Source organism: Pseudomonas sp. HMSC065H01 (genome assembly GCF_001815235.1).
In the GTDB taxonomy this organism is placed as follows: Bacteria; Pseudomonadota; Gammaproteobacteria; order Pseudomonadales; family Pseudomonadaceae; genus Pseudomonas; species Pseudomonas aeruginosa.
The window spans coordinates 1-20,914 of sequence record NZ_KV819844.1 but is presented as its reverse complement, the minus strand read 5'-3'; the positions used below and the strand labels follow the sequence as shown (position 1 = coordinate 20,914).

Genomic DNA, 20,914 nt, shown 5'->3' with positions numbered 1-20,914 from the left:
GGTTACTCCGCGGTAGGCAGGGCTCGCAGCACGGCACGCACCGGGCTGGCATCGAGGTGGGTGAATTTCAGCGGCAGGGCGAGCAGTTCGTAGTCGCCGGCGGGCACGTCGTCGAGAACCACGCCTTCGAGGATCGCCATGCCGTGGCAGCCCACCGCGTGGTGGGCGTCGAGGGTCTTGGAGTGCTGGGGGTCGAGCGACGGGGTGTCGATGCCGACCAGCCTGACGCCGAGCTCGGCGAGGCACTCGATGGTGGCCGGAGCGATAGCGCAGAAGCCTTCCGGCCAGTTCGCCGGGACCCGTTCGAAGGTCCGCAGCAGCACCCGCGAGGGCAGGTCGTCGAGCTGGCCGGCGAGGTGTTCGGGGGTCACCAGCGGGTTAGCGCCGATACAGTGGATCACCCGGCACGGTCCCATGTAGACGTCCAGCGGCACCTGGCCGATGGGCAGGCCGTCGGCGCGGTAGTGCAGGGGGCCGTCGACGTGGGCGCCGGTATGCGGCGAAAGGGTGATCCGGCCGACGTTGACCGGGCACTGCTCGTCCAGCCGCGCCGCCCATTCCTGCTGGAACGGCGTGTCGCCGGGCCAGGTCGGCGTGCTCGGGTCGAGGGCGGGACTGATGTCCCAGTAGCGGAGCGAAGTCATTGTTTTTCTCCGGAAATCCAGCGAATGATAATGAACGAGATTTCGGAGAATTTTCGTGCGAAATGCAAGGTCGCATGGCAATCTGTTCGCACAAAATTCGAAGATAGCTATTCATTCTGATAGGAACTGCACATGTCCCTGGACGCCATCGATCTGCGCATTCTCCGTCACCTGCAGCAGGACGGGCGGATGAGCAACCAGGACCTGGCGGAGAAGGTCTCCCTCTCGCCATCCGCCTGCCTGCGCCGGCTGCGCCTGCTGGAAAGCGAGGGGATCATCCGCGGCTACTCGGTGGAACTGGATGCCGAGCGACTGGGCGTGGAGCTGGAAGCCATCGTCCATGTGTCGCTGCGCCAGGACGTCGAGGGTTGGCACGAGGCGTTCATCGCCAGGGTCCGGGACTGGCCGGAGGTGGTCACCGCCTATGTGGTGACCGGCGCCACCAACTATGTGCTACGGGTCCGGGCGCGCAACCTCAAGCACTATTCGGACTTCATCGTGAACAAGCTGAACCGCGCCGCCGGCGTCACCGACATCCGCTCGGAAATCGTCCTGCAGGAGATCAAGGCCGGTGCCGACCTGCTCGACCTGGTGAACCTGAAGAGTTGAACGGGGCGACCCCTCATAAAAGCATGAGTGCAATGAGCGGGAGGAATTTTCAGTCGTCGAGGGAAATAATTATTTTGTCTTTTTTCATGGGGTTACGAGTTATTAGCTAATGAATAAATAGTCTGCCGGAATTGATTTTCCCCGTGCTAGGTTTCCTCCGTCCCCGTTGCCGGGTTGTCAACGTTACACGGAGGTTAGGCGGTGAGTGAATATATCGAGACCGACGACGCAAGTTACTTCCGGGTCAGGCGCCAGGCCTATGTTTCCGCGGAACTGCACCGGCGCGAACTGCACGAGATATTCGACGACAGCTGGCTGTATGCCGCCCACCTCAGCGAACTGCGCGAGCCCGGCGACTTCATCACCCGCGACGTCGGCGGGCGCAACCTGATCATCCAGCGTCGCGCCGATGGCGAGCCGGCGGTCTACCTGAACGCCTGCGCGCACCGTGGGGCCAAGGTCTGCGCCGAGCGCCAGGGCAACAGCCAGCGTTTCACCTGTCCCTACCATGGCTGGACCTACGACAGCCACGGCAGCCTGATCGGCCTGCCGGACAAGGCCGCCTACCAGCATGCCGGGCAATGCCATCCGGAGCTGTCCCTGACACAGGTGAAACACGCGGTCTACCGCAACTTCCTGTTCATCCACTACGCCGCCCGGCAACCGTCCCTGGAAACCTACCTGGGCCAGGCGAAGGACTATATCGACCTGATCTGCGACCAGTCCGAGGCGGAACTGGAGATCATCCCCGGCGGCTTCGAGCATTCGATCAAGGCCAACTGGAAGCTGCTCGCGGAAAACGGCGTGGACGCCTACCACCTGCCGTTCGCCCACAAGCGCTACCTGGAATACCTGAATACCCTCGGCACCGATCCGGAGTCGCACAAGCGCCACGGTCGCGGCGAGGCGCTGGGCAACGGCCACGCGCTGATCATCAGCGGCCCGCCGTCCACCGGACGGCCGATCGCCTACTGGAGCCCGTTGTTCCCGGAAGCGCTCAAGCCGTCCATCGCCGCCAAGTTCGAACGCCTGGTGGAACGCTTCGGGCAGGCGCGGGCAGAGGACATCGCCCACACCAACAAAAGCCTGTTCATCTTTCCCAACCTGGTGATCAACGACATCCTCGGCCTGAACATCCGCTCGTTCTTCCCGACTGCCGCCGATGAGGTCAGCGTCACCGTATGGGGCGCCGGCTTCGCCGATGAGACCCGCGAGGAGCGGGCGGCGCGGATCAATGGATTGATCTCGTTCATCGGCCCGGGCGGTTTCGGCACCCCCGACGACGTCGAGATCCTCGAATCCTGTCAGCGCGCCTACGCCCACGCCGCCCTCGGCTACAGCGATTTTTCCCGCGGCATGGGACCGGCAACCCGCCGCCACGTCGACGAGGAGCAGAACCGCGGCTTCTGGCGCGAGTGGAGCCGCCGGCTAGGGCAGCAGCCCGCCGCCCTGCGGCTTCTCGCCGTGGCCGTCTGAGCCGTCTTCAACCATCGCTCCCTGCAGATCCCTGCGCGCCGCCCTGGCTACGCGGGGAATAAAGGGTCACTGCAAGGAACGTCATCCATGTGTGGAATCACCGGCTGGACCGACTGGAGCCGCGACCTCGGCGAGCAGCGCAGCATCCTCGAACGCATGACCCGTACCCTGGCCCCGCGCGGGCCGGACGCCGAAGGCCTGTGGCTGTCGCGGCACGCGCTGCTCGGCCATCGGCGCCTGGCGATCATCGACCTGGAGAACGGCGCCCAGCCGATGCTTGCCGAGGCTGGCGGGCGGGTGGCGCTGACCTACAGCGGCGAGGTCTACAACTTCCGCGAGCTGCGCGCCGAGCTGGAGACGCTGGGCCAGGTCTTCCGCACCCGCTCGGACACCGAAGTGGTGCTGCGCGCCTATCTGCAATGGGGCGAGGCTTCCTTCGCCCGGCTCCGCGGCATCTACGGCTTCGCCCTGTGGGACGAGCGCGAGCAGAGCCTGTGGCTGGTGCGCGATCGCTTCGGGGTCAAGCCGCTGTACTACTACCCGACCGCCGGAGGCGTGCTGTTCGCCTCGGAACCCAAGGCGATCTTCGCCAACCCCGAGGCCAACCCGGTGCTCGACGCCAGCGGCATCGCCGAGCTGTTCGCCCTGACCACCGCGCCGACTCCCGGCCACGGCCTGTACAAGGGCCTGCGCCAGGTCCGGCCGGGCCAGGCGCTGCGCTTCGACCGCAATGGTGTGCGCGAGTTGGTCTACTGGGCGCTGCGCGCGGAACGTCACGAAGAGGGCGCCGAGGACAGCGCCGAACGCGCCGGCCAGTTGCTCCGCGAGGCGGTGGCCGAGCAACTGGTGGCCGACGTCCCGCTGGGCAGCCTGCTTTCCGGCGGGCTCGACTCCAGCGCCATCAGTGCCTTCGCGGTGGCCGCGCTGGATGGCGACGCGCGGCGCCTGCCGACCTTCTCCGTGGACTTCCCCGGCGAAGGCCGCGGCTTCGTCCCGACGCCCTGGCAAAGCAGCTGGGACGAACCCTATGCGCAGCTGGCGGCGAACTTCCTCGGTACGCCGCACCGTACCGTGCTGGTCGCCCCGGAAGAGGTGCTGGAACAGGACGAGGCGGTGCTCCAGGCCCGCGACCTGCCCGGCTGGGGCGAGCTGGACGCCTCGCTCTACCTGCTGTTCCGCCAGGTCCGCGAGCACACCACGGTGGCACTGTCGGGCGAGTCGGCCGACGAGGTGTTCGGCGGCTACCCGTTCTTCCACGACCCGAGCGCCCTCGCACACGACGGCTTCCCCTGGCTGGCCGGCAAGAGCGGGCCCTGGCAACTGCTGCGGCGGGAGGTCGCCGAACGGGTGGCGGCGCCGGAATACATCCGGGCGCGCTACCGCGAGGCCCTCGCCGAAGTGCCGCGGCTGGATGGCGAGGATGCCGCCCAGCGACGCCAGCGCGAGGTCGCCTACCTGGCGCTGAGCCGCTGGCTGCCGGCGATGCTCGAACGCAAGGACCGGATGAGCATGGCGGTCGGCCTGGAAGTGCGCGTGCCGTTCTGCGACCACCGCCTGGTGGAGTACGTATGGAACCTGCCCTGGGCGCTGAAGAGCGTCGCCGGGGAAAGCAAGAGCCTGCTGCGCCGGGCCCTGCGCGGGCACCTGCCGCAGGCGATCCTGGAGCGGCGCAAGAGCGGTTTCCCGGCCAACCCCGACCCACGTTACCTGGCGCTGCTGCGCGAGCGGGTCGGCCGCCTGCTCGACGACGGCCGCTCGCCGCTGTTCGAACTGGTGGACGCCGGGCGGGTCCGCCAGGCTCTCGAACAGGGCACGCCGCTGCCCAGCCCGCGTGCCTCGGCGAGCCCGACCGCCGGCCTGGCCTACCTGCTGAACCTGGACCGCTGGCTGACCCGCCATGGGGTCGACATCAGCCTCTGAGCGGCACTTTCTTAGCGGAGGATACTCATGAGCCTTGCCTTGTCCCGTCCCGACAGCGACCTGCTGGCGCGGGTCAGCGATTTCCTCGTCGCCGAAGCCGAGCTGCTCGACGACCGCCTGCTGGATACCTGGTTCGCGCTGTTCGAGCGCGCCGCACGCTACCGGGTGCTGCCCTTACAGGAGCAACTGGCCGGCCAGGCGCCGGAGGACAGCCTGTACATCATCGACGACGACCACGTGCGCCTGCGCGAGCGGGTCGACAGCATCCTCGGCGGGCATACCTGGATGGAGCAGCCGCGCTCGCGCACCCGCCGCCTGGTGGGCAACGTGCGGCTGAAGCGGGTCGAGGGCGAACTGGTCAGCAGCCGCAGCAACTTCGTCGTCCATCAGTTCCGCAACCGCGAGGCCTGGAACTTCGTCGGCGAAGCCAGTCATGTCCTGCGCGACGGTCCCGAGGGCTTGCGCATCGTCTCGCGGGAGATCCGCCTGGACCACGAGACCATCAGCGCCCAGCGGCGCATCAGCATCATTCTGTGAGGCGCCGCCCATGAGCACCGATCCGTTGCTGCCCGGCTTCGACTACCTGACCCTGCACACCTCCGCCGCGCGCCTCCGCGTCGCCGTGAAGGGCAGCGGCCCGCCGCTGCTGCTGTTGCATGGCTATCCGCAGACCCACCTGGCCTGGCATCGCATCGCTCCGCGCCTGGCCGAGGACTACAGCGTGGTCCTCGCCGACCTGCGCGGCTATGGCGAATCGCGGGCGCTGGACGAGGAGGGCGCCGACTATTCCAAGGCCGCGCTGGCCCGCGACCAACTGGAAACGATGGGCCAGCTAGGCTTCGAACGCTTCGCGGTGATCGGCCACGACCGCGGCGCGCGGGTCGGCTATCGCCTGGCGCTGGACCATCCGCAAGCGGTCGCGGCCTTCGTCTCGCTGACCGTGGTGCCGATCCTCGACAACTGGGCCGCGGTGAACAAGGCCTTCGCCCTCAACGCCTATCACTGGTTCCTCCTCGCCCAGCCGTACGACCTGCCGGAGCGCCTGATCGGCGCCGATCCGGAGCACTTCCTCGACTACACCCTGCGACGCATGGCCCAGGGCCGCGACATCTACCACCCGCAGGCGCTGGAAAGTTACCGCCGGGCGTTCCGCGACCCCGCCGTGCGCCATGCGATGTGCGAGGACTACCGGGCCGCGGTGGGCGTCGATGCCGACGCCGACCAGGCCGATCGCGACGCCGGCCGGCGCCTGCAATGCCCGGTCCAGGTGCTCTGGCAGGAGCGCCCCTACGCCGCCGGGCAGCATCCGCTGGAAATCTGGAAGACCTGGGCCGGGCAGGTCGAGGGCGCCGCCATCGGCGCCAGCCACATGCTTCCCGAGGACGCGCCGGACGCCGTGCTGGAGCACCTGCTGGGGTTTCTCGCCAGCCACCGGGAGGCGCTCCGATGAGCGCCGTCGAACGCGATCCGGCGGCGCAGGCGACGCTCTGGCGACAGCGGGTGTTCGAGGTGCACGCGGCGATGTCCGCCTACGTCGCCGAGCGCCATCGGCGTGAAGACCTGGGGGACTGGGTGGCGACCAGCGCGCGGATATTCGCCGATCTGCCGGCGACCGACGACCTGCGCGCCGAAGCCTGGCAGGCGGTGTTCTTCCGCGCCCAGGCGCTGATCGAACAGTTCATCGTCGCGCGCCCGGCGGATTACCGGCTCGACGACTGGGCGCGCGCCACCGCGCGGATCTATCGCGCGCTGGAACCGGCGGGGCGGGGCGATCCGGCCAGCGCCGCCGACCGTCTGGCACGCCAGGCCGCGCTCTACGGTTCGCGTTTCGAGGTGCAGGCCGAGGCTGACGGGCGCGCGGTATTCCACAACCGTCACTGCGCGATCTGGGACTACCGCGAGCGCGCCCGCGCCCGAGGCGTGCCGATCACCCTGGAGTCGGCCTGCACCTATTGCACCAAGCTGCTGTCGGCGTTCGTCGCCGCCAGCGATTGCCGCGCCGACTGGCGGCTCTACGAAGAGCCGCAAGGCCACGGCTGCGTATGGACCATCACGGCGGACAGCCTCAACCAAGGAGCAGGCGTACATGAACGCGATCATTGAACAGGCGCGCAGCCTGGACGGCTACCAGGATTCCAGCGAACTGCTGCAACGTCGCGACCAGGACTGGGTGCTCGACCGCGCCGGCATCGAGCCGCGCAGCCTGCTCGATCTCGGCTGCGGCATCGGCTCGCTGCTGCTCGGCGGCGCCCGGCGCTGGCCCGGCCTGCAACGGTTGTGGGGCATCGAGCGTTCGCCGCTACGCCTGGAGCAGGCGCGCGCGCAGTTGCGCGGGGCTGGCGTCGAGGCGCGTCTGCTGGAGGGCGACCTGCTCGACCTGCCGCCGCTGGCGGAACGCTTCGAGCTGATCAGCATGACCGCCGTGCTGCACTGGCTGTATCCCGATGAAGAGCGGCTGTTCCGGTGGGTCGCGCGGCACCTCGAGGCGCAGGGGGTATTCCTGTTCACCTCGCACCATCCGTTCGCCGAGGATGGCCTCGGCGGCGAGGACGACCTGGTCGCCCAGGCCCTGGTCGAGATGGGCCTGGCTGCGCCGGAACGGGTGGCGGCGCTCTACGCGGAAGCCGGGCTGCTGCCGATGGGCACCCGCACCCGTGGCCGGGAGGCGTTGCGCGAACGCGTCGAACGACACTTCCGGGTCGACTCCATCGTCTCCCGCCCGGCGGTCCTGCGTGTCGCCGACTCCGCCGAATACCAGCGTTTCCACGCCGCCACCTTCGGCACCTATTTCGCACCGCTGGTGCCGGCGACGCGCCTGGAGGAATTCTTCGTCCGCCTCGGGCGGATCGCCGAGCGGCGCATGCAGGCCGACGGACAGGTCAGCGAAATCCCGGTCAGTGTCTGGCGCTGCCGGGCTCGGGAGGGCGAGGCATAACCTTATGCGCAATCGGTCTGCCGCGCGGCTGAAAATCGGTACGGGCAATTGCACTCGGTGGCATCCGCAACCGATCAAGGATGAACCGACCATGTCCAACCCGCGTTCGCCACGTCTTCGACTTGTCCCCGTGCTCTGCGCGGTCGGCCTGGCCTGCCTTGGCCAGCCCGGCGAGTCGGCGGCAGAGGAGGTCCGCGCCACCAGCAGCGCCGAGATCCAGCGCTTCGACATCCCGGCCGGCGAACTGGCCCAGGTACTGCTGAGCATAGTCCGCCAGAGTCGCACCCCGATCGCCTTCGACCAGCACCTGGTGGAGGGCCTGCCGGCACCGGCGATCCAGGGCTCCTACAGCGTCGAGCAGGCGCTGCAGCGGGCCTTGCAGGGCAGCGGCCTGGAATACATCCGCAGCGCCGCCGGCGTGCTCAGCCTGCAACGCGCCACGGCGCCGGATGCCGCGCTGCCGGCGGCGAAGCCCGCCGGGACCCTGGCCACGGTGGTGGTCACCGGCACCCGCAAGGCCGATGTCAAGGCCGGCGAGAGCCTGGCACCGATCGATGTGGTCAGCGCCGAGCAATTGCGCGACAGTGGCAGCGGCGACCTGCGCGACGCCCTGGTGCGCCTGCTGCCCTCGCTGTCGCGCCAGGCCCAGGCCTACAACGCTTCGGCGCTGACCAACGCGCAGTCGCTGCGCGGCCTGAGTCCCAACCACGTGCTGGTGCTGGTGAACGGCAAGCGCCGTCACGAGACCGCCAACATCAATGTCAGCGGCGGGCTGCAGAGCGGCTCCACCGGGGTCGACCTGGATACCATCCCGCTCGCCGCCATCGAGCGCATCGAGGTGCTGCGCGACGGCGCCTCGGCGCAGTACGGCTCGGACGCCATCGCCGGGGTGATCAACGTCATCCTCAAGTCGGCCGACCACGGCGGCCGGCTCGCCTACGACAACGGTCGCTACGGCGATGGCGACGGCCTGACCCAGAACGGCGGGGTGAATGGCGGCCTGCGTTTCGGCGAGAGCGGTTTCCTCAACCTCAGCGCGCAGTTCCGCGAACAGGCGCGGACCATCCGCGCCGGCATCGACCAGCGTACCGGGCACTACGGCAACCCGTCCATCGGCGACCCTTCGCTGCACCGCCAGGCGCTGGCCTACAACGCCGGCGTGGCGCTGGACGACAACGTCGAGCTGTACAGCTTCGCCACCTATACCCATCGCTCGGTGTCCTCGGCGCAGATCTACCAGTTGCCGTCCCTGGCGCCGCGACTCTATCCGAACGGCTTCACCCCGCGCATCACCAGCGACGAGGACGACTATTCGCTGACCCTCGGCGCCCGTGGCGGCGAGCTGTTCGGCGCCTGGGACTGGGACCTCAGTTCGACCTACGGTGCCGACCGCCCGGAGATCGGCATGGACCATTCGATCAACCTCGCCCTCTACGGCGAGACCGGCGATTCGCCGCGCTCCTTCGACCTGGCGCGCTACAAGGCCACCCAGTGGACCAACAATCTCGACCTGCGCCGCGACTTCGACCTCGCCTGGCTGCCGGCGCCGCTGAATTTCTCCTGGGGCCTGGAGCAGCGCCGCGAGCTCTACGAGGTCGAGGCCGGCGATCCCTGGTCCTACTACAACGGCGGTTCCAAGGCACTCCCCGGGCAGGCGCCGGCCACCGCCGGACAGTGGAGCCGCGACGTGCTCGGCGCCTATCTCGACCTGTCCATCGCCCTCGACGAGCGCTGGCAACTGGAGACGGCGGCGCGCTACGAGCACTACAGCGACTTCGGCAGCACCACCAACGGCAAGCTCGCCAGCCGCTACCGCTTCAGCCCCGAGGTATCGGCGCGGGCCAGTCTCAGCAGCGGCTTCCGCGCGCCGTCGCTGGCCCAGGAGAACTACACAAGCCTGGGCGTCTCGCCGACCATCGCCAGCGGCCTGCTGGCGGTCAACTCGCCGGCGGCCAGGCTGCTCGGCGCCGAAGACCTGGAGCCGGAAAAATCGATCAGCTACAACCTCGGCCTGGTGCTCGATCCCTTGCCGGACCTGAACCTGGCCATCGACGCCTATCGCATCGAGATCCGCGACCGCATCGTCGACGGTGCCACCTATTCCGGACAGCCGGCGATCGATGCGCTGCGCGCCGGCGGGATCAGCATCCCGGCCGGACTGACCCAGGTCAGCACCCACTACATGACCAACGGCGCCGACACCCGTACCCACGGCCTCGACCTCACCGCCAGCTACCTGACCCGGCTCGGCGAGTGGGGCCGGATCGACTGGCGCCTGGGCGCCAACGTCAATCGCACGAAGCTGGTCAGGAATCATCGCGGGCGCAACGGCCAGCCGCTGCTCAACGACCAGCAGCAGGCCTGGATCACCAGCTCCACGCCGCGCAGCCAGGTCAGCCTGCAGGCCGACTGGAGCTACCGGCGCTGGGGCCTGACCCTGCGCGAAACGCGCTACAGCAAGACGGTTTCCGAACTGGACTACTACACCGGCGAGCATGCCTATTCGACCACGGTCTTCAACCGCTTCGAGAACTCGCCCAAGTACATCACCGACGTTGCCCTGCGCTATGCGGCGAGCCGCAACCTGACCCTGAGCGCCGGGGCCAACAATCTGTTCGACGTGAAGCCCGACAAGCTGCCGGCCGAGAGCGCCTACCTCGGCTTCAACCAGTACGACACCTATGCCTCGCAGATCAGCTTCAACGGCGCCTTCTACTACCTCGGCGCGGCCTACACCTTCTAAGGAGGACGAACCATGAGCATCGAACTGCGCGGCGGCGTGCGCGCCTCCGCGGTCATCGGCGACAGTGCCTTCGCCCGCCAGGCCGCGCGTTTCCTGCCGGACACCCGCAGTCGCGCGGTGAGCGCCTTCGACATCCAGCAGAAGGCCCGCCTGGAAGAGGCGGACGGCCTCGACGGCGCGCTGTTCACCGTTTCCGCTGCCTGGCCCGACCCCTGGCTGGTCGCCGGCTGGGCTTTGGCCGCGGCGCCGCGCCTGCGCGCCACCGTCGCGCACCGACCGGGGAGCGCCCAGCCGACCGTTGCCGCGCGCGCCCTGGCCACTCTCGACGGCCTGTCCAACGGGCGCGCCGGCGTACACCTGGTGATCGGCTCCAGCGACGCCGACGTGCGCCGCGACGGCGACTTCGCCGACAAGGACGAACGCTACCGGCGCGCCGTGGAGTACCTGGAGGTCTTCACCCGCGCCCTGGAAAGCCGCGAACCCTTCGACTACCACGGCGAGTTCTACCGGCTGGAGGACGCCGGCAGCGGCTTCCTGCCGATCCAGCGGCCGCGCCCGCCGCTATCCGTTGGCGGCTCCTCGGCGCAGGCACAACGCCTGGCGGTGCGCTTCGCCGACGTCTACGCCGGCCACTTCGCCAGCCCCACGCAGACCGCGGAGCTCAAGCGCAGGCTGAACGAGGAGGCGGCGGAGCAGGGACGGCGGCTGAAGTTCTGGAAGCACTTCCAGGTGATCCTCGGCGACAGTCCGGCGGCGGCCCTGGACATCGCCGAGCACTACCGCCAGGCCGCTTTCGAACTGCTTCTGGCACGGCCCCTCGACGAACTGGCGGCATCGCCGCAGGTCGCCCGCGACGGCGAGCGCGACCGGCTCGCCCGGCTGGAGCCGGAGGCCTTGCGCGAATGGGTGGCGAATACCGTGCAGCGCAGCTTCGCCGGGGTGCTGGTGGGCAGCGTCGGCGAGGTGGCGGAACAGATCCTGGCCTTTCATCGCGCCGGCATCGAGATCGTCCAGCTTGAGGCCACCACCGAGAACGCCGAGGACATCCGCTTGCGCCGCCAACTGATCGAGCGCCTGAGGCGCGACGCATGAGCGGCGTCGCCCGCGAGGCCATGGAGGACGTCGCGCCGGCGGCGCCTGGCGTCGGCGAGTTCGGCGTGGCCAGTTGTGGGGTGCTGCTGGCCTCGGTAGTGGGGGTGATCTTCGGCCCCACCGGGCTGGTGATCAGCAGCTTCTCGCTGTTCATCGAGCCGATCGCCGCCGACCTGGACTGGGACCGCGGCCAGTCGGCGCTGCCGGTGACCCTGCTGGGCCTGGCGGTAGCCCTGAGTAGCCCGCTGAAGGGCTGGCTGGTGGATCGCTGGGGCGCGCGCGCCCTGGTCCTGCCGCTGACCGCCGCGCTGGCCCTGTGCCTGGCCAGCCTGGCGCTGGCGCGCAGCGGCTGGCAGCTATACCTGCTGTTCGCGCTGCTCGGCCTGCTGACGCCGGGCAACATTCCCTATGCGCGGATTCTCGGCGGCTGGTTCGAGCGTCGTCGCGGCGCGGCCTACGGCATCCTCGGACTCGGCTTCGGCGTCGGCGGGCCGCTGGCGCTGTACCTGGGCAGCGCCTGCATCGACGCCTTCGGCTGGCGCGCCACCTTCCTCGTCTATGGCCTGCTCGAAGGCCTCCTGGCGCTGCCGCTGCTCTATGCGTTGTTCCGCGAGCGACCCGGCGACCTGCCGCAGGCGCGGCGCCCGCCAGCCGACGCGCTGCCCGGAGCGACGCCAGGCCAGGCCTGGCGCTCGGCGGACTTCTGGCTGATCGTCGGCAACCTGATCCTCGGCGTGTTCGCCGTCACTGGCGTGATGGTGCATGGCGTGCCGCTGTTGCAGGAGCGCGGCCTGTCGCGGGAAGTCGCCACCGACGTGCTGGCGGCGCTGTGGGTCGGCATGATCGTTTCGCAACCGGCGCTGGGCTACCTGCTGGACCGCTACGACACCCCGCGCATCGCCTTGCCGTTCGCCCTGCTGGCGGCGCTCGGGCTGCTGCTCCTGCTCCTTGGCGGACCGCCGGCGCTGCTCTGGGGCGCGGTGTTCCTGATCGGCCTGGGCGCCGGCGGCGAGACCGGCACCACCCAGTACTTCGTCAGCCGCTACTTCGGCCTGCGCCATTTCAGCGTGATCTATGGCTCGATCCAGCCCTTCACCTTCGCCATCGCCATCAGCCTGGGGTCCTGGCTGCTGGGTTACTTCTACGACCGCGCGGGCTCCTACGCGGGCTCGACGCTGGTCCTGCTCGGCGCGTTCGGCGTGGCGGCAGGGCTGCTGGTCATGCTCGGGCGCTATCGCTACGCCATCGACGGGGAGGCACGCAGCCATGGGCGAGACTGAACGGAGCAGGGCGGAGGTCGGCGTCTGGCTGCTGGCCGGACTGGCCTTCGTGGTCGGCACGGTGGAACTGGTGGTGGCCGGGGTGCTCGACGAACTGGCCGCCAGTTTCGCCGTCAGCCAGGGCCGGGCCGGGTTGCTGATGAGCCTGTACGCGCTGGTCTATGCGCTGCTCGGCCCGCTGCTGGTCTACCTCAGCGCCGGTATCGAGCGCCGCCGCCTGCTGGCCGGCGCGCTGCTGGCGTTCATCGGCGCCAACCTGGCCAGCGCCGCCGCGCCGAGCTTCGCCCTGTTGCTGGCGAGCCGGCTGCTGGTGGCGGCCAGCGCCTCGGTCATCGTGGTGGTGGCGATCACCCTGGCGGTGGCCATTGTCGCGCCGGAACGGCGCGGCCGAGCGATCGGTCTGGTGTTCGCCGGCATCGTCGCCTCGCTGGTGCTGGGCGTACCGCTGGGCACCCTGATCGGCGAGTTCTGGGGCTGGCGTAGCCTGTTCCTGCTGCTCGCCGGGGTCGCGTTGCTCGGCCTGCCGCTGCTCCTGCGCCTGCTGCCGGCCATCCGCGGCGCGCCCGGCATCGCCCCGGCGGAGCAACTGCGGGCGCTGGCCCGGGGCCGGGTGCCGTTCGCCCACCTGGCATCGCTGTTGCAGATGACCGGCCAGTTCACCGTCTACACCTACATCGTGCCGTTCCTGGTCGGCAGCATGGCCCTCGACAAACCGACCATCAGCCTGGTCCTGCTGGTCTACGGGGGCGGCGGCATCCTCGGCGCGCTGCTCGGCGGACGCGCCGCCGACCGCTGGCCGGGGCCGGCCACCTTCGTCGCCTTCCTGCTCCTGCACGCACTGGCCCTGGTCCTGCTGCCGTTCGCCACCGGCGGCCTGCCGCTGCTGCTGGGCGCGGTGGTGTTCTGGTGCGTGTTCAACATGGCGCCGGGGCCGGCGATCCAGAAATACCTGGTGGAACTCAGCCCGGACACCGCGGCGATCCAGATCAGCCTCAACACCAGCGCGATCCAGCTCGGCGTGGCCCTGGGCGCCTTCATCGGCGCGATCCTGGTGGACCAGGTGGCGGTGCGCGCGCTCCCCTGGTGGGGCGCCGCGCTGATCCTCGGCGCCGCCGCCTGCGGCTGGCTGTCCGCGCAGCGGCCGGCGGGCACGGCGGACTGCCGGGAGCGCCTCGATTGATTCCCTACCGCGCGCCACGGGAACAGCCCCGGGCGCCGTTCCTCAACCTCCAGGCTCACTACCGCTATCCGTGGCGTGGCCTGCCAGCAGCGAACGCTTACCATGGATAGCCAAGGCTCCATCAAGAACACCCTGATCGCCCAGTTGTTCCAGCAGAACTACGACTGGCTGTGCAAGAAGCTGTCCTACCAGACCGGCTGTAGCCACAGCGCCGAAGACCTCGCCGCCGAGGCCTTCCTGCAGGTCTGGATGCTCCCCGACCCGGCGTCGATCCGCTCGCCGCGGGCGTTCCTCGCGACCATCGCGCAACGCCTGATGTACGAGAGCTGGCGGCGCAAGGACCTGGAGCGCGCCTACCTGCAGATCCTCGCCGAGGCGCCGGAGGCGGTGCAGCCGTCGCCTCACGAGCAGTGGATGCTGATCGAGAGCCTGCAAGCCATCGACCGCCTGCTCGACGGCCTGTCCGGGCAGGCCAGGGCAGTGTTCCTGATGAGCCAGCTGGAAGGCCTGACCTACGTGCAGATCGGCGAACGCCTCGGATTGTCCCTGGGGCGCATCCACCAGTTGATGAAGGATGCCTTGCACTGCTGCTACCGGGGATTCCAGGAATGAGCGAGAAGCCGGAACGGCAACGCATCGTCGAGGAGGCCATCGAATGGATGGTGCGCCTGCAATCCGGCGACTTCAGCGCCGCCGAGGGCGATGCCCTGGAACGCTGGAAGGCGCTGTCGAGCGAGCATGCCGAGGTGTTCCGGCAACTGCTTGGCAGCCTCGCGCCGCTACAGGACTCGCCCTGGCGCGGCCAGCCGAGCGCTACCGTGCTGCGTGCCCTGGAGCAGCCGTCGAGCCGCCGGCGCTTCGTCGGCGGCGCCCTCGGGCTGTTCGTCCTGCTCGCCGGCGGCGCCGGCCTGGAGCGCTGGGTCCAGGCCGGCATGGGTCTGCCCGGCGAACTGGCGACCGGCACCGGCGAGCGCCGCGACTGGTTGCTGGCCGACGGCAGCCGCCTGCGCCTGAACGCGCGGAGCAAGGCGCGACCGCTGCTCGACGGCGCCCAGCGACGCCTGGAGCTGCGGCGCGGCGCGATGCGCCTGGAAGTGAAGGAGGACCCGCGCGGCGCCTTCGCCCTCGACTGCGCCGCCGGACGGGTGGACTGCGCCAGCGGCAGCCTGCTACTGGCCGAGGAGCGCGGGGCGATCCGCCTGGTGACCCTGCGCGGCAGCGCGCGGCTGACCACCGGCGAGGGACGCCAGCTGGCGGTGGCGGCACGACGTAGCCTGCTGTTCGATGCCGGCGGCCTGCTCGAACAGGGCCCGATGCAGGCCGGAGAGGATGCCTGGGCCAGCGGCTGGCTGGAGGTCCACGACCGCTCCCTGGCCTGGGTCGCGGAGGCCTTCCGGCCCTATCTGCCAGGCATCCTCCAGCTCGACGCGGAGATCGCCGGCAACCGCGTCAGCGGTCTGTTCCCGCTGGACGACATGCACACGTCCCTGGACATGCTCGGACGCAGCCTGCCGATCCGCGTGCTGCGCTACAGCGACTACTGGATCAGCCTGCGCCCCGCCTGACTCATTCGTCGAAGAACAGCAGGCAACGCAGTTCGATACTCTGCCGCGGCGGCGCATCGGCCGGGGTGCAGGGATCGTCGAAGGCGGTGTGCGCGCCGAGGCGGGCCTGCGCGTCCTCCCGCGAATCGTAGATCTTCAGCAGCAGCGCTTCCTCCGGCAGCAGGTGCGGGTAGTAGTACCAGCGGTGCTCCGGGTTGGGCTTGACCGAGTAGGTTTCGCCCACCTTGTCGCGGTACACCAGGTCACTGGCCACCAGGTCGTCGAACGCCAGGCTGCGGGCGTCCAGCAACGCCAGCGGCGCGCGCTGCGCCGGGTGGCCGAACGGACGCCACAGGTTGACGATCTGGAAGCGTCCGGCCAGGCGCCGTTCGGCGCGTTCCGCCGGCAGGTGGTCGCGGACCCGGCGCGGCGCCGAGCGCAGGGTCTGGTCGTTGTGCACGTAGCGCACCGGTTCGCGCAGGCCGCGTTCTTCGCGCCCGGCCTGGTCGACGCGCAGCGTGTGGTCGAAGATCACCGCCTCGGCGGCGCCGGTCAGGCGGCGGAGCAGGGCGATGCTTTCCGGGTAGTAGCGTTCACGAACCTGGGCTTCATCCTCGAAATCGCCCACCGCGCTCGCCTCGCGCACCAGTTGGAAACCCTCGCGCTCCAGGCTGGCCGGTTGCGCCAGCAGACGCGCATTGCGGATCGCCACCCGGGTCGGCTGCAACAGCGCGCTGCGCTGCGGCGTCCCGGCAGGGGCCGGATAGGTGTAGGCGACCGGCCGTTGGCCGTTGTCGCGGATATAGTTGACCTCGGCCTCGACCTGCTCCGGCGCGTGCGCCGGCCATGCGTGTTGCTGGCAACCCATGTGTCGTTCTCCCGTTGCCAGCGGAGATGCCTCCGCTGCCGCGCCGCCGGATGCCGCGCGTGAACGGCCAATCTAGCCGCTGGCAGGCGGCGGCGAAACGAACATCGAGCGCTGGCGTCCTGCCTTCGTGGAATAAGCCCGGAGCGGCTCAGGACATCGCGTCGAGTCGTCGCCGCTGGCGATACTGGCGCGGCGTCATGCCTTTCCAGCGCCTGAAGGCATGGATGAAGTTGGACACCTCGCCGTAGCCGAGGCGCTCGGCGATCTCCTCCAGGCGAATCGCGCCGGTGGCCAGCAGCTCTTCGGCGAGGGCCTGGCGCACCTCGTCGAGCAACAGGCGGTAGCTGCTGCCCTCGTCGTCCAGGCGGCGACGCAGGGTACGCACGGTGAGGTGCAGTTCCATGGCCAGGGTCTGCATGTCCGGCAAGTGGCCGGGCGTCCTCAGCAAGCGGTCGCGGATGCGTCCGGCCAGACCGCCGCGCACCTGGCGGCGAGCGAGCAGGGCGCGGCACTGCTCCTCGCAGGCGCGCGCCACCTCTGGATTGGCGCCGGGCAGCGGGAGGTCGAGGAAGCGCCGTTCGAAGACCACCCGGTTGTCCGCCTGGCCGAACGCCGGGCACAGGCCCAGCTCGCGCACGTAGGGCGCGGGATCGGCGGGCGGTGGGCGGCGGAAGCCGGCGCGGAGGATCGGCAGGCGCTGCCCGGTGAGGTCGCGCTGGATGCGCAGCACGCCACCGGCGTCGCGTTCGAGGAGGAAAATCCGCAGGTCCTCGGGAATGCCGGCGTCGTCGAGCACCAGGTGCGCTTCATCGTCGTGTACCTCCAGGCGGATGCCATGGAAGGCGAAGGTCAGGTCGAGGTAGCGCAGGCCCAGTTGCGCGGCGCTGAGGAAGGTCGGGCTGCTGAGCAGGGCGAAGCCCCAGATGCCGTAGGCGTTGAGGTGATAGCGCAGGCCTGCCGCCAGGCCCGGCGCGCAGGCGTCGCCCAGGTGCCGGACCAGGTTGCGCACTACGCTCAGTTCCTGGGCCGCGTCGATTTCCCCGGAGGGATCGCCGAGCAGGCGGATATCCAGGCCGCTACCTGCCAGGCACTGCTCCAGGCCGAGGCCGCGGTCGATGCCGAACTGGATCAGCAGGTGCGCGCTGATGGCGCTGCGGCGGGGAGACCAGGGCGGAGTGGGCATGGTGGCGTCCGAGGTTGACCGAAAATCACAACTTTATGTCCGGCCCGGCCATAACGCCAGTCGCCCCGGCGAACTAGGATGCCGCCATCCGCCGCTGGGCGGAATCGCGCCGGACGGCGTGGCAAGCAACAAACGGGAGCACAACAATGCACAACGAGTCCCGCCCTGAAGCCCCCTTGCGGGTGCTGGTGGTCGGCGCCGGCTTCGCCGGTCTCGGCTTGGCGATCCGCCTGCGACAGGCAGGCATCGACGATTATCTGGTCCTGGAAAAGGCCGCCGATGTCGGCGGTTGCTGGCGGGAAAACCGCTACCCGGGCGCCGCCTGCGACGTCCCCTCGCATCTCTATTCGTTTTCCTTCGAGCCGAAGGCCGACTGGTCGCGCAAGTTCGCCCCGCAGGCGGAAATCCTCGACTACCTGCGGCATTGCGCGGACAAGTACCGTCTGCGCGAGAAGATCCGTTTCCACTGCGAGGTGGAGGAGGCCCGTTTCGACGCCGGCAGCGGCGAATGGCAGGTGCGCTGCGCCGATGGCCAGACGCTGCGCGCACGGGCCCTGGTCTGCGCCACCGGCCAGTTGAGCCGGCCGCTGCTGCCGCGCCTGCCCGGCCTGGAGCGCTTCCAGGGTCCGGCGTTCCACTCGGCGAACTGGGACGCCGAGGTCGAGCTGGCCGGCAAGCGGGTCGCGGTGATCGGCACCGGAGCCAGCGCCATCCAGTTCGTCCCGCGGATCGCCCCGCAGGTGCAACGCCTGTCGCTGTTCCAGCGCAGCGCGCCTTACGTGATCGCCAAGCCGGACCGCACCTACGCCGACTGGGAACGCCGCCTGAAGGCGCGCTGGCCGTGGCTGCAACGCCTGGATCGGGGGCTCAAGTACCTGCACCACGAATCGCGGATGCTCGCCTTCGCGACCTTCCCGGCGCTGATGAAGGTGATGCGGCTGAGCTTCCATCGTCACCTGCACCGGCAGATCGCCGATCCGCAACTGCGCGCGCGGCTGGTTCCCGACTACCCGCTGGGTTGCAAGCGCATCCTGATCAGCAACGACTATTACCCGGCGCTGGCCAGGAGCAATGTCGAACTGGTCGACACGGGCATTCGCGAAGTCACCGAAGACGCCGTGGTCGGCCGTGACGGCCGCCGGCACGAGGTCGACGCGATCATCTTCGGTACCGGCTTCGCCGCCACCGAGTTCCTCGCCCCGATGCGCATCCTCGGCCTCGACGGACGCGACCTGCGGCAGGCCTGGGCGGATGGCGCGGAAGCCTACAAGGGCATCAGCGTCAGCGGCTTCCCCAACCTGTTCATCCTTTACGGGCCGAACACCAACCTCGGCCACAACTCCATCGTCTACATGCTGGAAAGCCAGTTCCCCTACGTGCTCGGCTGCCTGCGCCAGCTCCAGGAGCAGGGCTTGCGCTACCTCGACGTGAAGCCCGAGGTCCAGCGGCGCTTCAACCTGGAGGTGCAACAGGGGTTGCGCCATACCGTCTGGGAGCGTGGCTGCGACAGCTGGTACAAGACTGCCGCCGGCAAGAACACCAACAACTGGCCGGGCTACACCTTCGTCTATCGCTGGCGTACGCGCCGGCCGGAGCTTGCCGACTATGACCTGGCCCGCTGAAGCGCCCCTGATGTCGCCGCCGCAACGCCTGCGCGCCGGTCTCCTGCGCGGCTGCCTGCGCCTGTTGTTCCGCGGGCTGGTCCGTCCGCCCATGCCAGTGGCGCTGCAACGCGGCGTGTTGCGCGGGCTGAGCCTGGCGACGCTGGGCGCCGGCGGCGTCGTCCGCGAGCGCCGCAGCCTCGCCGGCGTGCCCTGCGAGTGGTTGCGGCCGCGCGGGGTGGAGGCGCGGCGCCGGGTGCTCTACCTGCACGGCGGCGCCTACCTGATCGGCTCGCCGGCGACCCACCGGGCGATCACCACGCACCTGGCCCGGCGTTGCGCCGCCGAGGTCTGCGCGGTGGACTACCGGCGCGCCCCGGAACATCCGTTCCCCGCCGCCCGCGACGACGCCCTGGCGGTCTACCTGGCATTGCTGGAGGCCGGCCATTCGCCGCGCCGGCTGCTGCTCGCCGGCGACTCCGCGGGCGGCCACCTGGCGCTGTCCCTGGCCCTGGAGCTGAAGGCGTGCGGCTTGCCGTTGCCGGCCGGGTTGCTGCTGTTCTCGCCCTGGACCGACCTCGGCTGCCAGCGCCTGCACACGCCGGCGGCCGGCGACCCGCTGCTGTCGCGGGCCTGGCTGGAAAGCGCGGTGCGCCTGCTGCTGCCGGCCGACGCGGAGCCAGGCTCGGCCGCCTTGTCGCCGCTGCATGCCGACCTGGCGGGGCTGCCGCCGCTGCTGGTACAGGTCGGCGAGGACGAACTGCTGCGCGACGACAGCCTGCGCCTGGCGCAACGGGCCGGTGAGCAGGGCGTCGCGGTGCGATTGCAGCGCTACGCCGGTTGCTGGCACGTGTTCCAGGCTCATGCCGGCGTGTTGGCCAGCGCCGACCGGGCGTTGGACGAGGCGGCCGCGTTCGTCGTCGAATGCAGCGCGGAGGGCGACAGGTGCAGAACATTCTGATCAGTGGTGCCGCTTCCGGAATCGGCGCCGCCAGCGCGCGGCTGTTCCACCGCCGGGGCTGGCGGGTCGGTTTGCTGGACATCGATGCCGAGGCGTTGCGCGGCTTGGCCGCGCAACTGCCGGGCGCCTGGCACCGCGCCGTGGACGTCAGCGAGCCCGACGTGGTCGGCGAGGCGCTTGCGCAGTTCTGTGCCGATGGCCGCCTGCGCCTGCTGTTCAACTGCGCCGGCGTCCTGCGTTTCGGCCGCTTCGAAGAGGTCGCCCTGGAGGACCACGCGCGGTTGCTGGCGATCAACCTGCATGGCGTCCTCAACTGCTGTCACGCGGCCTTTCCGTTCCTGCGCGCGACGCCGCAGGCGCAGGTGCTCAACATGGGCTCGGCATCGGGGCTGTATGGCGTACCGGAGATGGCCGTCTACTCGGCCTCGAAGTTCGCCGTGCGCGGGCTTACCGAGGCGCTGGAGCTGGAATGGCGCCGCCACGGTATTCGTGTGGCCGACCTGATGCCGCCGTTCGTTCGCACGCCGATGGTCGCCGGGCAGGCCTACCAGCCGCCGGTGTTGCGTCGCCTGGGGCTGAGACTGGACGCCGAGGATATCGCCGAGGCGGCCTGGCGGCACGCGCACAGCCGGCGGGTACACCGGCCGGTGGGCGGGTTGTTCACGGCGCTGTACTGGGCTGGGCAGTTGTCTCCGCCGTGGGTGAACCGAGCGGTGATGGCGTGGTTGTCGCGGGACGAATAGGCACTTGCGTTTATCCGCCGCTTATCCGGGGTATTGGCGGATACCGCCTGTGGCTGTATTCGCCCTACAGGCCTGCGGAAACGCCGGCTGCCGCTCCAGCTCCGTAGGGCGGATAACCGCTCGCGGTTATCCGCC

19 protein-coding genes are annotated in these 20,914 nt (G+C 69.7%); 16 read left to right on the top strand and 3 right to left on the bottom strand.

Annotation, left to right across the window (positions count from 1 at the left end):
* Nucleotides 1–2 precede the first annotated feature (2 nt).
* Nucleotides 3–644, bottom strand: coding sequence for a kynurenine formamidase KynB (gene kynB, locus HMPREF3014_RS04680; RefSeq protein WP_023085217.1), 642 nt, complete (start codon nucleotides 642–644; stop codon nucleotides 3–5).
* Nucleotides 645–776: 132 nt separating this feature from the next.
* Here kynB and kynR point away from each other — a divergent pair, with 132 nt between their 5' ends.
* The 13 genes from kynR (at nucleotide 777) to HMPREF3014_RS04615 (ending at nucleotide 15,444) form a co-directional block, all read left to right on the top strand.
* Nucleotides 777–1,253 (top strand): kynurenine pathway transcriptional regulator KynR, encoded by a 477-nt coding sequence (gene kynR, locus HMPREF3014_RS04675; RefSeq protein ID WP_003088777.1) that lies wholly within the window; start codon nucleotides 777–779, stop codon nucleotides 1,251–1,253.
* 201 nt (nucleotides 1,254–1,454) lie between these two features.
* A complete protein-coding gene (locus tag HMPREF3014_RS04670) occupies nucleotides 1,455–2,729 on the top strand; it encodes an aromatic ring-hydroxylating oxygenase subunit alpha (RefSeq protein ID WP_003118521.1) in 1,275 nt (424 codons plus the stop codon).
* An 87-nt stretch (nucleotides 2,730–2,816) separates the two neighbouring features.
* Nucleotides 2,817–4,649: an asparagine synthase (glutamine-hydrolyzing) gene (gene asnB, locus HMPREF3014_RS04665; RefSeq protein ID WP_003105325.1), complete on the top strand. Its 1,833-nt coding sequence runs from the start codon at nucleotides 2,817–2,819 to the stop codon at nucleotides 4,647–4,649.
* Between the two features lie 27 nt (nucleotides 4,650–4,676).
* Nucleotides 4,677–5,186, top strand: coding sequence for an aromatic-ring-hydroxylating dioxygenase subunit beta (locus HMPREF3014_RS04660; protein ID WP_003088783.1), 510 nt, complete (start codon nucleotides 4,677–4,679; stop codon nucleotides 5,184–5,186).
* 10 nt (nucleotides 5,187–5,196) lie between these two features.
* Complete coding sequence (locus tag HMPREF3014_RS04655; protein WP_019396433.1) at nucleotides 5,197–6,099, top strand: alpha/beta fold hydrolase; 903 nt, start codon at nucleotides 5,197–5,199, stop codon at nucleotides 6,097–6,099.
* Nucleotides 6,096–6,752, top strand: a complete 657-nt coding sequence (locus HMPREF3014_RS04650; protein WP_003118518.1) for a hypothetical protein — start codon at nucleotides 6,096–6,098, stop codon at nucleotides 6,750–6,752. The genes HMPREF3014_RS04655 and HMPREF3014_RS04650 overlap by 4 nt, the downstream gene beginning before the upstream one ends.
* Nucleotides 6,736–7,584: a class I SAM-dependent methyltransferase gene (locus HMPREF3014_RS04645; protein WP_003105335.1), complete on the top strand. Its 849-nt coding sequence runs from the start codon at nucleotides 6,736–6,738 to the stop codon at nucleotides 7,582–7,584. The genes HMPREF3014_RS04650 and HMPREF3014_RS04645 overlap by 17 nt, the downstream gene beginning before the upstream one ends.
* Before the next feature lie 91 nt (nucleotides 7,585–7,675).
* Nucleotides 7,676–10,327 carry a TonB-dependent receptor gene (locus HMPREF3014_RS04640; protein WP_003118516.1) on the top strand — a complete coding sequence of 884 codons (2,652 nt, stop codon included), beginning with the start codon at nucleotides 7,676–7,678 and terminating at the stop codon, nucleotides 10,325–10,327.
* 12 nt (nucleotides 10,328–10,339) lie between these two features.
* Entirely contained in the window at nucleotides 10,340–11,419 is a 1,080-nt protein-coding gene (locus HMPREF3014_RS04635) for an LLM class flavin-dependent oxidoreductase (protein ID WP_003120261.1), read from the top strand.
* Nucleotides 11,416–12,699, top strand: a complete 1,284-nt coding sequence (locus HMPREF3014_RS04630; RefSeq protein WP_003120262.1) for an MFS transporter — start codon at nucleotides 11,416–11,418, stop codon at nucleotides 12,697–12,699. Before HMPREF3014_RS04635 ends, HMPREF3014_RS04630 begins: the two co-directional genes overlap by 4 nt.
* The gene (locus tag HMPREF3014_RS04625) at nucleotides 12,686–13,879 is read left to right on the top strand and encodes an MFS transporter (protein WP_003120263.1); all 1,194 of its coding nucleotides are present in this window, start codon (nucleotides 12,686–12,688) and stop codon (nucleotides 13,877–13,879) included. Before HMPREF3014_RS04630 ends, HMPREF3014_RS04625 begins: the two co-directional genes overlap by 14 nt.
* A gap of 102 nt (nucleotides 13,880–13,981) precedes the next feature.
* A complete protein-coding gene (locus tag HMPREF3014_RS04620; protein WP_003107976.1) occupies nucleotides 13,982–14,491 on the top strand; it encodes a sigma-70 family RNA polymerase sigma factor in 510 nt (169 codons plus the stop codon).
* Nucleotides 14,488–15,444 carry a FecR family protein gene (locus HMPREF3014_RS04615; protein WP_003118512.1) on the top strand — a complete coding sequence of 319 codons (957 nt, stop codon included), beginning with the start codon at nucleotides 14,488–14,490 and terminating at the stop codon, nucleotides 15,442–15,444. The genes HMPREF3014_RS04620 and HMPREF3014_RS04615 overlap by 4 nt, the downstream gene beginning before the upstream one ends.
* Before the next feature lies 1 nt (nucleotide 15,445).
* Here HMPREF3014_RS04615 and HMPREF3014_RS04610 read toward each other — a convergent pair whose 3' ends face one another.
* Together HMPREF3014_RS04610 and HMPREF3014_RS04605 are read right to left on the bottom strand one after the other, a co-directional pair.
* Nucleotides 15,446–16,291 carry a CmcJ/NvfI family oxidoreductase gene (locus HMPREF3014_RS04610; protein ID WP_003107935.1) on the bottom strand — a complete coding sequence of 282 codons (846 nt, stop codon included), beginning with the start codon at nucleotides 16,289–16,291 and terminating at the stop codon, nucleotides 15,446–15,448.
* Between the two features lie 148 nt (nucleotides 16,292–16,439).
* A complete protein-coding gene (locus HMPREF3014_RS04605; protein WP_003118509.1) occupies nucleotides 16,440–17,474 on the bottom strand; it encodes an AraC family transcriptional regulator in 1,035 nt (344 codons plus the stop codon).
* 146 nt (nucleotides 17,475–17,620) lie between these two features.
* On the opposite strand from HMPREF3014_RS04605, the gene HMPREF3014_RS04600 reads away from it, so the two are divergent.
* From HMPREF3014_RS04600 to HMPREF3014_RS04590, 3 genes are read left to right on the top strand one after another with little or no spacing between them, the layout of a single operon-like run.
* Entirely contained in the window at nucleotides 17,621–19,096 is a 1,476-nt protein-coding gene (locus HMPREF3014_RS04600) for a flavin-containing monooxygenase (protein WP_003107859.1), read from the top strand.
* A gap of 10 nt (nucleotides 19,097–19,106) precedes the next feature.
* Entirely contained in the window at nucleotides 19,107–20,036 is a 930-nt protein-coding gene (locus tag HMPREF3014_RS04595) for an alpha/beta hydrolase (RefSeq protein ID WP_073647876.1), read from the top strand.
* Nucleotides 20,021–20,779: an SDR family oxidoreductase gene (locus tag HMPREF3014_RS04590; protein WP_003118507.1), complete on the top strand. Its 759-nt coding sequence runs from the start codon at nucleotides 20,021–20,023 to the stop codon at nucleotides 20,777–20,779. The genes HMPREF3014_RS04595 and HMPREF3014_RS04590 overlap by 16 nt, the downstream gene beginning before the upstream one ends.
* The last annotated feature ends 135 nt before the right edge of the window (nucleotides 20,780–20,914 follow it).